Annotated in this window: 9 protein-coding genes and 1 tRNA gene; 4 read left to right on the forward strand and 6 right to left on the reverse strand. The window is 41.2% G+C overall.

The window, feature by feature from the left end:
* Positions 1-375: 375 nt before the first annotated feature.
* Positions 376-1707, forward strand: coding sequence for a hemolysin family protein (locus HT723_RS01695; protein ID WP_000390030.1), 1332 nt, complete (start codon positions 376-378; stop codon positions 1705-1707).
* Between the two features lie 186 nt (positions 1708-1893).
* On the opposite strand, the gene HT723_RS01700 is transcribed toward HT723_RS01695, so the two are convergent.
* Positions 1894-1964: transfer RNA gene (locus HT723_RS01700), tRNA-Cys, on the reverse strand.
* A gap of 414 nt (positions 1965-2378) precedes the next feature.
* Here HT723_RS01700 and rpoB point away from each other — a divergent pair.
* The 3 genes from rpoB (at position 2379) to ndk (ending at position 10222) form a co-directional block, all read left to right on the forward strand.
* Positions 2379-5984 carry a DNA-directed RNA polymerase subunit beta gene (rpoB, locus tag HT723_RS01705; RefSeq protein WP_100104509.1) on the forward strand — a complete coding sequence of 1202 codons (3606 nt, stop codon included), beginning with the start codon at positions 2379-2381 and terminating at the stop codon, positions 5982-5984.
* Between the two features lie 38 nt (positions 5985-6022).
* Positions 6023-9700 (forward strand): DNA-directed RNA polymerase subunit beta', encoded by a 3678-nt coding sequence (rpoC, locus tag HT723_RS01710; protein ID WP_172934501.1) that lies wholly within the window; start codon positions 6023-6025, stop codon positions 9698-9700.
* A 108-nt stretch (positions 9701-9808) separates the two neighbouring features.
* On the forward strand, positions 9809-10222 hold the full coding sequence (gene ndk, locus HT723_RS01715) for a nucleoside-diphosphate kinase (RefSeq protein WP_172924796.1): 414 nt from the start codon (positions 9809-9811) through the stop codon (positions 10220-10222).
* Positions 10223-10730: 508 nt separating this feature from the next.
* Here the strand turns inward: ndk and HT723_RS11880 are convergent.
* From HT723_RS11880 to HT723_RS11785, 5 genes are all read right to left on the reverse strand, one after another.
* A complete protein-coding gene (locus tag HT723_RS11880; protein ID WP_000712962.1) occupies positions 10731-11009 on the reverse strand; it encodes a hypothetical protein in 279 nt (92 codons plus the stop codon).
* Between the two features lie 136 nt (positions 11010-11145).
* The gene (locus HT723_RS01725) at positions 11146-11778 is read right to left on the reverse strand and encodes an ABC transporter ATP-binding protein (RefSeq protein ID WP_172924794.1); all 633 of its coding nucleotides are present in this window, start codon (positions 11776-11778) and stop codon (positions 11146-11148) included.
* A gap of 1 nt (position 11779) precedes the next feature.
* Positions 11780-13795 (reverse strand): DUF1430 domain-containing protein, encoded by a 2016-nt coding sequence (locus HT723_RS01730; protein ID WP_172934502.1) that lies wholly within the window; start codon positions 13793-13795, stop codon positions 11780-11782.
* 102 nt (positions 13796-13897) lie between these two features.
* A complete protein-coding gene (locus HT723_RS01735; protein WP_000911559.1) occupies positions 13898-14194 on the reverse strand; it encodes a lactococcin 972 family bacteriocin in 297 nt (98 codons plus the stop codon).
* A 314-nt stretch (positions 14195-14508) separates the two neighbouring features.
* Positions 14509-14679: a PhrA family quorum-sensing system peptide gene (locus HT723_RS11785; RefSeq protein WP_001227862.1), complete on the reverse strand. Its 171-nt coding sequence runs from the start codon at positions 14677-14679 to the stop codon at positions 14509-14511.
* Positions 14680-14934: the final 255 nt, after the last annotated feature.

Genomic DNA, 14934 nt, shown 5'->3' on the forward strand with positions numbered 1-14934 from the left:
TTTCTTACAAAATGTATTAGTATGAATTTGTATCTTATACTCAATGAAAATCAAAGAGCAAACTAGGAAGCTAGCCGCAGGTTGCTCAAAGCACCGCTTTGAGGTTGCAGATAAAGCTGACGTGGTTTGAAGAGATTTTCGAAGAGTATCAGTAAAAGATAAGATAAACTCCTATATCACTTATGGATGTAGGAGTTCTTTTTAAGTAGGGCTAGAGTAGGTACTAAGAAAAAATGGTAACTTCTAAAACTAACTTCCAGTTTTGGGAGAGAGATGGAAGTTACTTTGAGAAGTTACGCTAAGAAAAAAATAATATGTATTGGATTAAATTTTGTGATATAATAAAGGATAAGATACTATTTTAGGAGAAGAACTATGGAAGACCCAAGTAGTCAGAATTTGTTGCTACAATTTGTTTTATTGTTTATCTTGACGGTATTAAATGCCTTTTTCTCAGCCACAGAAATGGCCATGGTTTCTCTTAATCGTGCCCGAGTTGAACAAAAGGCGGAAGAAGGAGACAGACGCTACATCCGCCTGCTGAAGGTACTAGAAAATCCTAACCACTTTTTATCAACCATTCAGGTAGGAATCACCCTGATTACAATCTTATCAGGGGCGAGTTTAGCTGATACTCTAGGACGTGTGATTGCCTCTTGGCTTGGGAATAGCGAAACAGCACAAGCCGTGGCAACTTTTCTATCCTTGGCATTTTTGACCTATATTTCCATCGTTTTTGGGGAATTATATCCTAAGAGAATCGCTCTTAATCTAAAGGATGCCTTGGCCATTCGTACAGCGCCGGTTATCATTGGGATCGGAAAACTAGTCAGTCCTTTTGTTTGGCTTTTAGCTGCTTCGACCAATTTCTTGAGCCATTTGACTCCTATGTCATTCGATGATGCGGATGAAAAGATGACCCGTGATGAAATTGCCTATATGCTGACAAATAGTGAAGAAACGTTGGATGCTGATGAGATTGAGATGCTACAAGGTGTCTTTTCGCTCGATGAACTGATGGCACGAGAGGTTATGGTTCCTCGGACAGATGCTTTTATGGTGGATATTCAGGATGATAGTCAAAGCATTATCCAAAGTATTTTAAAACAAAACTTTTCCCGTATACCAGTTTACGATGGGGATAAGGACAATGTAATTGGAATCATTCACACCAAGAGTCTCCTTAAGGCTGGTTTTGTGGATGGTTTTGATAATATTGTTTGGAAGAAAATCTTACAAGATCCACTTTTTGTACCTGAAACTATTTTTGTGGATGACTTGCTAAAAGAATTGCGCAATACCCAAAGACAAATGGCAATCTTGCTGGATGAATACGGTGGTATGGCTGGTTTGGTGACCTTGGAAGACCTCTTAGAGGAAATTGTTGGTGAAATTGATGATGAAACGGACAAAGCAGCAATAGATGTTCATCAGATTGGCGAGGATACCTACATTGTTCAAGGAACGATGACCCTCAATGATTTCAATAATTACTTTGATGTTGAACTGGAAAGTGATGACGTTGATACCATTGCTGGTTACTATTTGACAGGAGTGGGGACCATTCCGACGACTGAGAAACTTAGCTATGAATTGGTCAGCCAAAACAAACAACTTATCTTAACCAATGATAAAGTGAAAAATGGACGTGTTACCAAGGTAAAAGTCCAAATTACCGAAGTTGAAATAGAAGAAGAAACAGAGTAAACTAGAGGCTTTTGTCACCAGGTGTGACGAAGCTTTTTTCAGTTGATTTCATGAGGGAATTATGTCATGGAAAGAACTTTGCCCCAAAAGTTTTTCAAAATTATCCGTATTTATCAGAAGAAAAATAAAAAAGCCCTTCAAATTGGGCTTTCTGTTCATTTGAAACCTGATAAATCAAGTTATAGAAGGCGGTAGACGGATTTGAACCGACGATCAAGCTTTTGCAGAGCCGTGCCTTACCACTTGGCTATACCGCCTTAACGTTTCTTATTATACCTTGAAAATGATTTTCAGTCAATAGCTTTTTCAGTTTTTTGTACCATAGTGTGATTCGAATGTAATGCTAAGTTTTCTATGGGAAAAAGATTACCAAAAATCTACTGAATCCCCTTGAAAAATCTAGCTAATTAGGGTATAATATAAATAATCATTTGTCGTAGGTTTTGTCTGAAATATTGTCCAGACAAGGCTCACAGCAGTTAAATCTTCTGAAAAAGTCAGATTTAGCTGCTCTTTTTGTGCTTTTTTTCAGGATTTCGAGTACTTGTAATAAAGACTTAAAAATTCTGAAAATTCATCAAAGGGACACGGTGATAAGGGTTTTACAACCATATGACGATTAGAAAGCCTGATTGACAAGGCTTGGAACTTATTTACAAAGGAGAATCATCTTGGCAGGACATGACGTTCAATACGGGAAACATCGTACCCGTCGTAGTTTTTCAAGAATCAAAGAAGTTCTTGACTTACCAAATTTGATTGAAATTCAAACTGACTCATTCAAAGATTTCCTAGACCACGGTCTTAAGGAAGTGTTTGAAGATGTATTGCCAATTTCAAACTTCACAGACACAATGGAGTTGGAATTTGTTGGATATGAAATCAAGGAACCCAAATATACGCTAGAAGAAGCTCGTATTCACGATGCTAGCTACTCAGCACCAATTTTTGTAACCTTCCGCTTGATCAATAAAGAAACAGGCGAAATCAAGACCCAAGAAGTTTTCTTTGGTGATTTCCCGATCATGACAGAAATGGGTACTTTCATTATCAATGGTGGTGAACGTATCATTGTATCTCAGTTGGTTCGCTCGCCAGGTGTTTACTTTAATGACAAAGTAGATAAGAACGGTAAAGTGGGCTATGGTTCAACTGTTATCCCTAACCGTGGAGCTTGGTTGGAACTTGAAAGCGACTCAAAAGATATTACCTACACTCGTATCGACCGTACTCGTAAGATTCCATTTACAACCTTGGTTCGTGCGCTTGGTTTCTCAGGTGATGATGAAATCTTTGATATCTTTGGTGATAGCGAATTGGTTCGCAACACTGTTGAAAAAGATATCCACAAGAATCCAATGGACTCTCGTACAGACGAAGCTTTGAAAGAAATCTACGAACGCCTTCGTCCAGGTGAGCCTAAGACAGCTGAAAGCTCACGTAGCTTGCTTGTGGCTCGTTTCTTTGACCCACGTCGCTATGACTTAGCAGCAGTTGGTCGTTACAAGATCAATAAAAAACTCAATGTTAAAACACGCTTGCTTAACCAAACCATTGCAGAGCCATTGGTAGACCCTGAAACTGGAGAAATCTTGGTAGAAGCTGGAACTGTTATGACTCGTAGTGTGATTGAAAGCATTGAAAGCCATTTGGATGGTGACTTGAACAAGATTGTTTATATTCCAAATGATGCAGCCGTTGTGACTGAGCCAGTTGTTCTTCAAAAATTCAAGGTTGTTGCTCCAACGGATCCAGACCGTGTCGTAACCATCATTGGTAATGCCAATCCAGATGACAAGGTTCGTATCGTTACTCCTGCAGATATCCTTGCTGAGATGAGCTACTTCCTCAACTTGGCTGAAGGACTTGGCCGTGTAGATGATATCGACCACCTTGGGAACCGTCGTATCCGTGCAGTTGGTGAATTGCTTGCCAACCAAGTACGTTTGGGACTTTCTCGTATGGAACGTAATGTCCGTGAACGTATGTCTGTTCAAGACAACGAAGTCTTGACACCACAACAAATCATCAACATCCGTCCTGTAACAGCTGCGGTGAAAGAATTCTTTGGTTCATCACAGTTGTCACAGTTCATGGACCAACACAACCCACTTTCTGAGTTGTCTCACAAACGCCGTTTGTCAGCCTTAGGACCTGGTGGTTTGACACGTGACCGCGCTGGATATGAAGTACGTGACGTGCACTACACTCACTATGGTCGTATGTGTCCCATCGAGACACCTGAAGGACCTAACATCGGTTTGATCAATAACTTGTCATCTTACGGACATTTGAACAAGTATGGTTTTGTTCAAACACCATACCGTAAAGTTGACCGTGAAACAGGCGTTGTTACGAACGAAATCGTTTGGTTGACAGCCGATGAAGAAGATGAATTTACTGTAGCACAGGCTAATTCTCGTCTGAATGAAGATGGAACATTTGCTGAGAAAGTTGTCATGGGACGTCACCAAGGGGTCAACCAAGAGTATCCAGCTAATGTTGTTGACTACATGGACGTATCACCAAAACAGGTAGTTGCCGTTGCGACAGCATGTATTCCTTTCTTGGAAAACGATGACTCCAACCGTGCCCTCATGGGTGCTAACATGCAACGTCAGGCTGTGCCATTGATCAATCCTCAAGCACCTTACGTTGGTACTGGTATGGAATACCAAGCAGCCCACGACTCTGGAGCGGCTGTGATTGCTCAGTATGATGGTAAAGTTACTTACGCAGATGCTGACAAGGTAGAAGTTCGTCGTGAAGATGGTTCATTGGACGTTTACCACATCCAAAAATTCCGTCGTTCAAACTCAGGTACTGCCTACAACCAACGCACTCTCGTAAAAGTTGGCGATGTCGTTGAAAAAGGCGATTTCATCGCTGACGGGCCTTCTATGGAAAATGGAGAAATGGCGCTTGGACAAAACCCAATCGTTGCCTACATGACTTGGGAAGGTTACAACTTCGAGGATGCCGTTATCATGAGCGAACGCTTGGTGAAGGACGATGTCTACACATCTGTCCACCTTGAAGAATACGAATCAGAAACACGCGATACAAAGCTTGGGCCTGAAGAAATCACTCGCGAAATTCCAAACGTTGGTGAAGATGCCCTTAAAGACCTTGACGAAATGGGGATTATCCGTATCGGTGCTGAGGTTAAAGAAGGTGATATCCTTGTAGGTAAAGTAACACCTAAGGGTGAGAAAGACCTTTCAGCTGAAGAACGTCTCTTGCACGCTATCTTCGGAGACAAGTCTCGTGAAGTGCGCGACACTTCTCTTCGTGTACCACACGGTGCCGATGGTGTCGTTCGTGATGTTAAAATCTTTACACGTGCAAATGGAGATGAGTTGCAATCAGGTGTTAACATGCTGGTTCGCGTCTACATCGCTCAAAAACGTAAGATCAAGGTTGGAGATAAGATGGCCGGACGTCACGGAAACAAAGGGGTTGTCTCTCGTATCGTTCCTGTAGAAGACATGCCTTACCTTCCAGACGGAACTCCAGTCGATATCATGTTGAACCCACTTGGGGTACCATCTCGTATGAATATCGGTCAGGTTATGGAGCTTCACCTTGGTATGGCGGCTCGTACTCTTGGTATTCACATCGCGACACCAGTCTTTGACGGAGCAAGTTCTGAAGATCTTTGGTCAACCGTTAAGGAAGCAGGTATGGACAGCGATGCTAAGACAATCCTTTACGATGGACGTACTGGTGAACCATTTGATAACCGTGTGTCAGTTGGTGTCATGTACATGATCAAACTCCACCACATGGTTGACGATAAATTGCACGCGCGTTCAGTCGGACCTTACTCAACCGTTACCCAACAACCACTCGGAGGTAAAGCTCAGTTTGGTGGACAACGTTTCGGTGAGATGGAGGTTTGGGCTCTTGAAGCCTATGGTGCATCAAATGTCCTTCAAGAAATCTTGACTTACAAGTCTGACGATATCAACGGACGTTTGAAAGCTTATGAAGCCATTACAAAAGGAAAACCAATTCCAAAACCAGGTGTTCCAGAATCCTTCCGAGTTCTTGTCAAAGAATTACAATCTCTTGGTCTTGACATGCGTGTCCTAGACGAAGATGACCAAGAAGTGGAACTTCGCGACTTGGATGAAGGAATGGACGAAGATGTCATCCACGTAGATGACCTTGAAAAAGCCCGCGAAAAAGCAGCCCAAGAGGCTAAAGCAGCCTTTGAAGCTGAAGAAGCAGAGAAAGCAACAAAAGCGGAAGCAACAGAAGAAGCTGCTGAATAAGAATAAGCAGTTCACTTAGAATAGAAAGGGAAGAAATAGTGGTTGATGTAAATCGTTTTAAAAGTATGCAAATCACCCTAGCTTCTCCAAGCAAAGTCCGTTCATGGTCTTATGGAGAAGTCAAAAAACCTGAAACAATCAATTACCGTACTTTGAAACCAGAACGTGAAGGACTCTTTGATGAAGTTATCTTTGGTCCTACAAAAGACTGGGAATGTGCTTGTGGTAAGTACAAACGCATTCGTTACAGAGGAATTGTTTGTGACCGTTGTGGGGTTGAAGTAACGCGTACAAAAGTTCGTCGTGAGCGTATGGGGCACATTGAGTTGAAAGCTCCTGTATCTCACATCTGGTACTTCAAGGGGATTCCAAGCCGTATGGGCTTGACCCTTGATATGAGCCCTCGCGCCCTCGAGGAAGTTATCTACTTTGCGGCTTATGTGGTGATTGATCCTAAGGATACACCACTTGAGCACAAGTCTATCATGACAGAGCGCGAATACCGTGAGCGCTTGCGTGAGTATGGTTATGGATCGTTCGTTGCCAAGATGGGTGCCGAAGCTATCCAAGATCTTTTGAAACAAGTAGATCTTGAAAAAGAAATTGCTGAACTCAAAGAAGAGTTGAAAACAGCTACTGGACAAAAACGTGTCAAAGCCATCCGTCGTTTGGATGTTTTGGATGCCTTTTACAAGTCTGGAAACAAACCTGAATGGATGATTCTCAACATCCTTCCGGTTATTCCACCAGATCTTCGTCCAATGTTGCAGTTGGATGGTGGCCGTTTTGCCTCATCTGACTTGAGCGACCTTTACCGCCGTGTTATCAACCGTAACAACCGTTTGGCTCGTTTGCTTGAGTTGAATGCACCAGGTATCATCGTTCAAAATGAGAAGCGTATGCTTCAAGAAGCGGTTGACGCTTTGATTGACAATGGTCGTCGTGGTCGTCCAATCACAGGACCAGGTAGCCGTCCACTGAAATCATTGAGCCACATGCTTAAAGGTAAACAAGGACGCTTCCGTCAAAACTTGCTCGGTAAACGTGTTGACTTCTCAGGACGTTCTGTTATCGCCGTTGGTCCAACACTTAAGATGTACCAATGTGGTGTGCCACGTGAAATGGCGATCGAGCTCTTTAAACCATTCGTCATGCGTGAAATTGTCGCTCGTGACATCGTGCAAAACGTGAAAGCAGCTAAACGCTTGGTGGAACGCGGAGATGAGCGTATCTGGGATATTCTTGAAGAAGTGATTAAAGAACACCCAGTGCTTTTGAACCGCGCACCGACCCTTCACCGTTTGGGTATCCAAGCCTTCGAGCCAGTCTTGATTGATGGTAAGGCCCTTCGCTTGCACCCGCTTGTCTGTGAAGCCTACAATGCCGACTTTGACGGAGACCAAATGGCCATCCACGTACCGCTTTCAGAAGAAGCACAAGCAGAAGCTCGTATCTTGATGCTCGCTGCTGAGCACATCTTGAACCCGAAAGATGGGAAGCCGGTAGTTACTCCATCTCAGGACATGGTTTTGGGTAACTACTACTTGACCATGGAAGAAGCTGGTCGCGAAGGTGAAGGAATGGTCTTTAAAGACCGTGACGAAGCGGTTATGGCTTACCGCAATGGTTATGTTCACCTCCACTCACGTGTTGGTATTGCAACAGACAGCCTCAACAAGCCTTGGACAGAAGAGCAAAGACATAAGGTCTTGCTTACAACAGTTGGTAAAATTCTCTTCAACGATATCATGCCAGAGGGGCTACCATACTTGCAAGAACCAAACAATGCCAACTTGACAGAAGGCGTTCCAGCTAAATACTTCTTGCCACTTGGTGGAGATATCAAGGAAGCAATCAGTAAACTTGAACTTAACCCTCCATTCAAGAAGAAAAATCTTGGAAATATCATCGCTGAAATCTTCAAACGTTTCCGTACGACAGAAACTTCTGCCCTACTTGACCGTATGAAGAACCTCGGTTACCACCACTCAACTCTTGCAGGATTGACAGTGGGTATTGCCGATATCCCAGTCGTTGATGACAAGGCTGAAATCATTGAAGAATCACACAAACGTGTAGAACAAATCACCAAACAATTCCGTCGTGGTATGATTACAGACGACGAGCGTTACAATGCTGTTACAGCTGAATGGCGTGCTGCCCGTGAAAAATTGGAGAAACGTTTGATTGCCAACCAAGATCCTAAGAACCCAATCGTTATGATGATGGACTCTGGAGCCCGTGGTAACATCTCAAACTTCTCACAGCTTGCCGGTATGCGTGGTCTGATGGCTGCTCCGAACGGACGTATCATGGAATTGCCAATCCTTTCAAACTTCCGCGAAGGTTTGTCAGTACTCGAAATGTTCTTCTCAACTCACGGTGCCCGTAAAGGTATGACCGATACGGCCCTTAAGACAGCCGACTCAGGTTACTTGACTCGTCGTTTGGTTGACGTTGCCCAAGACGTTATCATCCGTGAGGATGACTGTGGAACAGACCGTGGTCTCTTGATCCGTTCTATCGCAGAAGGAAAAGAGATGATCGAGTCTCTCGAAGAGCGTCTCAATGGTCGTTACACTAAGAAAACTGTTAAACATCCAGAAACTGGTGCAGTTATTATCGGTCCAAATGAGTTGATTACAGAAGACAAGGCGCGTGAAATTGTCAATGCTGGTGTGGAAGAAGTGACTATCCGCTCTGTATTTACATGTAACACTCGTCACGGTGTCTGCCGTCACTGTTATGGTATCAACTTGGCGACTGGTGATGCGGTTGAAGTTGGTGAAGCAGTTGGAACAATCGCTGCCCAATCTATCGGGGAACCTGGTACACAGCTTACAATGCGTACCTTCCACACGGGTGGGGTTGCCTCAAATACCGATATCACTCAGGGTCTTCCTCGTGTCCAAGAAATCTTTGAAGCCCGCAATCCTAAAGGGGAAGCGGTTATCACAGAGGTTAAAGGACAAGTTACAGCTATCGAAGAAGATGCTTCAACTCGTACCAAGAAAGTCTTTGTTAAGGGCGAAACTGGTGAAGGCGAATATGTTGTTCCATTTACCGCTCGTATGCGTGTTGAAGTTGGGAACCAAGTAGCGCGTGGTGCTGCTCTGACAGAAGGTTCTATCCAACCAAAACGTCTCCTTGCAGTTCGTGATGTCTTGTCAGTTGAAACTTACCTTCTCGGTGAAGTACAAAAAGTTTACCGTAGCCAAGGGGTAGAAATCGGTGACAAACACATCGAGGTAATGGTTCGTCAAATGATTCGTAAAGTCCGTGTCATGGATCCAGGTGACACAGATCTTCTCATGGGTACCCTCATGGATATCAATGACTTTACAGATGCCAACAAAGATGTCCTTATCGCAGGTGGTGTTCCAGCGACAGGTCGCCCAGTCCTCATGGGAATTACCAAAGCCTCACTTGAAACCAACAGTTTCTTGTCAGCGGCTTCCTTCCAGGAAACAACTCGTGTCCTTACTGACGCGGCTATCCGTGGTAAGAAAGACCATCTCCTTGGACTTAAAGAAAATGTTATCATCGGTAAGATCATCCCAGCAGGTACTGGTATGGCTCGCTACCGTAACCTTGAACCACATGCTATCAACGAAGAAGAATACCTTAATCCTCCAGTAGAGGAAGAAGGAAACGAAGAAACAACAGAAGTAGTTGTGGATACTGCCGTTGAAACTGTGGAAGAAACAGTAGAATAAAAGAGAATGAGAGAGCCTTCGGGCTCTCTTTCGCTTTTCTGAAAACTTTCTCCATTTTTCCATGGAATGTGGTAAAATAAAAGAAAGAAGCTGACAAAGGAGACAGGTATGGAACAAACATTTTTTATCATTAAACCAGATGGTGTAAAAAGAGGACTAGTGGGTGAAGTGTTGAAACGTATCGAACAACGTGGATTTACAATTGAAAAATTGGAGTTGCGTACACAGCTTTCAGAAGAGTTAATTGACCAGCACTATCAGGACTTGGTTGGTCAAAGTTTTTACCCACCGATTCGTGAATTTATGACTTCAGGACCGGTTCTTGTAGGTATCATTTCTGATCCCAAAGTAATCGAAACTTGGCGGACCATGATGGGTGCAACTCGTCCAGAAGAAGCTTTACCAGGCACTATTCGAGGTGACTTTGCAAAAGCTGCTGGAGAAAATGAGGTTATCCAAAATGTTGTACATGGTTCAGATTCAGAAGAGTCAGCTAAGCGAGAAATTGCTCTTTGGTTTTAAGAGTGGATTGGCTCAATCAATTGGTTAAAAGCTCATTTGAATAGAAAGTATAGTCAATTAGTTTAAGACATAACGCATGATATCAAACTTTTTAGTTTTTGATATGGTGCGTTTTTTGATTAAGTGACTATTAGTTCGTCTCGCTCCGTTAGGTGCGAGACAAAAAAACACCCGCTATGCGGGTGCGCGTCGAAGGTTATACCAAAAAAACTCCAAACGCGATACAATAAAGGTGTTCAAGCCAATTGTAAAGCGAAAGGAGAAAAATATGGCACAAAAGGTTCTTTTGTCCTGTTCTTGTTTCAATTGACTATATTTCTATACTTTTTCTTCCTTTCTCTGTGAAAATCGCAAGTTTTTCCCACCTTTTCTCAATACTGAAACAATATCTTTCCAGAACTTCAATAATTTCTTTTTGTGTTAAATCATTATTTAACTAAATCTTTGGAGGCAATACGTTTTCAAAGCGACTTTTTTACCATAGGTTTTGAGCCTTCAACACAGATTACTAAGCCAAAAATGCTCTAAATTTTTGAAATTCTAACAAATTCCACTCAACTTTATCATCATCTTTGACTTTCACAATATCTTCCTCAAAATAACATGGAATAAAGATAGTTTTCTTTTGAAACGGTTGTAGGAGGAAAATCTCTCCTACACTATTATTGATTCTGAGAGGAAATTGCAAAATATCATCTACCAAATTTTCAATTATTAAGATTTTTTGCAGTTTATCTGAATTAGAATCGCAAGGCTTCTCAATAATATAATTGTCGAATTTTTTCATTCTAACTTCCTCTCTACTATTTCTTCCTTAAGAAAAAGTTACCTCAATATTAATAAAGTACAATTCTAAATTAACTCCAATTCTTGATTCATGATAATATTTCAGTAACTCATCGTGCAATTAAAAACAAGGATTTTTATTTCAGACGATCCATCGTGAACACTTCATCAGCCATCTCCCAAATTGCCGGATTATGTGTTGCGATAATGATTAGCCTATTATCATCTCGAAGAGATAGCAAAATCTCCATAATCAACTGAGAAGTTGCTGGGTCTATTGAAGCTGTTGGCTCATCTGCCAGAATAAAGGGTGGATTCTTTAAGATAACTTTTGCCAAGGCAACCCGTTGCGATTCTCCGCCCGATAACTCAAAGATGCGCTTATCTAGGTTAAGATAAGCCAGGCCGACCTGTTCTAAAGCCTGCTTCTGCCTCAACCGCTGTTCCGACCGACTCAACTTTTGACCAATGAGACCTAGCTTAAGGTTTTCTTCAATACTTTGGTTTTCAATTAAGCCAAAGTTCTGGAAGAGGTAGCCCAATTCGTGACGGAAAAAATCACTCGATTTATAATTGGCCAAGTCTTTACCTCGGTAAAAAATCGTCCCATCATAAGGTTCTAATTTCCCAATCATGTTCATCAAGGTTGTTTTTCCGCTACCACTTGAACCAATTAAGGCATAGACTTTTCCAGCCTCAAATGTCATTGAAAGATTCGAAAATAACTTTCGTTCTCCAAAAGATTTACTCACCTGTTTAAGTTCAATCATATTAACCTCCCTTCAAAACAAGCATGGACATCTTGTTTTCTTTCTGCATTTGGACATGTAACTGTAAAAGAGATAGACCAGTAAAGAGTAACAAGACTAAGAAAGCAACTCCTATCTCTACCTGAAGAAATACACTCGCAACAAATCCCAGTAAAAACACACCCAGTTGAGCAAAGAGATAAGTGCGATGGATTTCTAAGAACCTGAGACCTGCAATGCGTTTGATAAAAATGGCACGTCTAAATTCTTCAAAGTAGAGCCTATTCATAGTGTTAAACAGCAAGATTGAAGTTGCAATCCCAAGCACAGCTCCTGCTAGCATTACCCAACGTTCCCTCTGGATATTATCCAATAATGTGATGTAGTTGTGGTAACCTGTTTGCATTTCTGAGACCCAATTTTCAATGCCTTGTCTCTGGATAAGCTCCTGGGCATCAGACAATTGATTAAAGAGAACGTAGTTCTGTACTGCGTCTATCCAAAACAAAATGGACTGTGGACCAGTTGATTGGGGTGTTATAACAATGATGATTGGATCTTTCAAAAACTGCTGGTAAGAAATAGGGGTCGTATTATACACAAAACGATCCTGACCTGATTCTAAATAACCTACCGTAGCAGTCATTTGCTGTCGTTCATCTTGACTAGACATGCGACTGGTTAAGTCGTCTTCAAAAACAGATTTATAATGTTCTTCCTCTGAACGGAGGTGTTCAGGCAGCAATAAGACAAACTCCCCTACATTAAGGTGATTCATCTTTTGCTTAATAGTTGTATCTACAGGAATGTTTTGACGCTCCAAGTAATGCGGTGTGACGATAAGGACATTGCCATTCGGGTTGTAATCGTGCCATTCTGTAGAGGTTGTCAAGTTTTTGGAGGAAGCCATGCCATTTTGCAAAGTACGGTCAATTAACTGGTGTCTAGATAAGAAAGCCTTTTGTTCTGAAACAGCCAGATCCATCAATTGATACCAAGTTCTGAGTTTCCTTTGAGCTTGTTCATCAAAACCAGGACTCGTTCCTTCACGGCTGATTGATAGGGTAATCAGTTGTCTTTCCTGACTCCAAACCTCTTGTCCAATCCGATGCTGTTGCCAGGCTTGGGAATACTTTAAGCTACTCCCTATTCCCAGCGTTACAATAATAATCGCTAACAGTTGACCGATTAAAATCAAACTAATGATTCCTCTGACAGGCACTTGCCCTTTTATAATCTGCATCAGGTGTATCTTTTTTATCCCAACTGCGAAGAGTTGAGCGAAAAACAGGGAGATCGACAACAAGATGAGATTATAACTGAGCAAGCCTGCTCCTATGGTCATTAGGGATTGCGTTGGAAGCGACAGAATTTTTTGCATAAGAATGGCGAGCACGCCAGCTAAACTGAAACCAACAGCTATCCCTTTCAAATCCTCACCAACTGGTCTAAGGAAAATGGACCACCGTTTCTCTCCTGAAATGAGGCGAATGCCCGATGACCGTAATTGGCTAATTTGACTAATTAAAGTCAGTGCTACAAAGGTTAAGATGAAAATCAATAGACTGATTAACTGAAATCCGTTACTAAAGATAGCCATTAACGTAGATAGTTTAGATGGAATTGTCAGGTGCATGTTAGTCAAGCCAAGTTGACTTAGCTCTTCCCTTAGCAAGTGAATATCTAGGTGTCCATCGAATACAAAATAGTTTGTTTCAACACTACTACTTTGAGCATCTTCTAGATTTTTTTCCTGAAGCCCATCAGGCAACTTTCCGTCCCCAAAGGTCGTATAAGAAAAAACTGTAGTACCTTCTGAGTTAGGATCTTGGTGTTGAATCGCAATAAAGCTATCTGTTTCTTCTGCTAGTTTTTCCAAGCGTGTAGCAACATGCTGAAAAGTTGTTTCAGGGGAAGAATCACGTACAACAACGTTGGGGTAATAATGGGAGACATATGTATCAGTCCAAATGGTAAATACCCAAACAAAGAACAAACTAGCAAGCAGGTTGGATATGAGTATAAATAATTTTTTCATAGTGCATTCCTTATTCTAAAACAGAGGGCAGAAATACTCCTGCCCTCTATAAACTAACAAGCTTACTGAACTATTGATAAAAGAATCTTCTTCAATTATTCTTTACCATCCCGCATCAAATGTAACTTGCTCCCCAAAATTTGTATTAACAAACGCATAGGCCGCACTACGTGCTCCTGCATAAACTGTTTTTTGATTGTTACGTCCATTACTTCCAACATAGGCCCAGTGATACTGTGAACCATGATAATAATTCGAAAATGCTCCCCAATTATTTGGATCATGATGGCCTCCATAGGTCCACTCGCCACCACGGTGAGAAACTGCCAAAACAGGAAGAGCCAAACTAAATGCCAAAACGGCAAGGGATGATGCAACTACTTTTCTAAATTTTAACATATTATTACTCCTCTGAATGAAATATTATGAAAATGAGCGAAATGCAACTATATATTTTAATTAGAAATCTCAGTCTGAATTATAGTATCCTATTTTTTCCTCCTTTCTAACTGCACGTTCCTTTCTACAGGCAGAGACCTAATTTTATAAACCAATCTTAAATACTTTAGATTTTGTAACTCATAATTTTCAACAGTTGGTTAGCTATGAAAGCATTTTATCAAACATCTCCATTCTTATATCTATCTGGTATTGTTACAAGCTCTCATCAGAATACCTTTCTCTAAATAGTTGAATTTTAAAGTAATATAAAATCAATCAGCCTTCCCAACATCAAGACCATTGGACTTCTTTTGCGATTGCACTCGAATCTCCAATTGTTTATTCTTCTGAATAAACTGTTGGTAAGGAATTGTATTACTAAACATAAAAACACCTAGCAATGCAAATGTAACTAATTTTTTAATTCCACGTTTTTTTCTCATGCAATGAAACCCCTTTCTTTTTCTTGTTTTTATTCTAACAGATATATTTTATTTAGTCAAGTATTTTTATGTAATTTTTAACTTTTTTTTTGTTTATTACCATAAAGAATTATTTATTCCTTTAACTTACTATTTTGAACTAAAAATTTTATAATGAAATTAAGCAAATAGGAAGGTTTATTATCTTTAATGAATACACTCGCAGAGAAATTCAGATTGAAAAGAAAAGAGTTGAGACTCTCCCAACGACTCGAA

The organism is Streptococcus sp. 2106, assembly GCF_013277315.1.
Taxonomy (GTDB): domain Bacteria; phylum Bacillota; class Bacilli; order Lactobacillales; family Streptococcaceae; genus Streptococcus; species Streptococcus pseudopneumoniae.

Bases quoted from the DNA above. Each gene is read 5' to 3' on its own strand.
- HT723_RS01695 (WP_000390030.1), top strand. From the start codon at position 376: ATGGAAGACCCAAGTAGTCAGAATTTGTTGCTACAATTTGTTTTATTG.
- HT723_RS11880 (WP_000712962.1), bottom strand. From the start codon at position 11,009: ATGAAAAAATTCGACAATTATATTATTGAGAAGCCTTGCGATTCTAAT.
- HT723_RS11785 (WP_001227862.1), bottom strand. From the start codon at position 14,679: ATGAGAAAAAAACGTGGAATTAAAAAATTAGTTACATTTGCATTGCTA.
- HT723_RS01735 (WP_000911559.1), bottom strand. From the start codon at position 14,194: ATGTTAAAATTTAGAAAAGTAGTTGCATCATCCCTTGCCGTTTTGGCA.
- HT723_RS01725 (WP_172924794.1), bottom strand. From the start codon at position 11,778: ATGATTGAACTTAAACAGGTGAGTAAATCTTTTGGAGAACGAAAGTTA.
- HT723_RS01730 (WP_172934502.1), bottom strand. From the start codon at position 13,795: ATGAAAAAATTATTTATACTCATATCCAACCTGCTTGCTAGTTTGTTC.
- ndk (WP_172924796.1), top strand. From the start codon at position 9,809: ATGGAACAAACATTTTTTATCATTAAACCAGATGGTGTAAAAAGAGGA.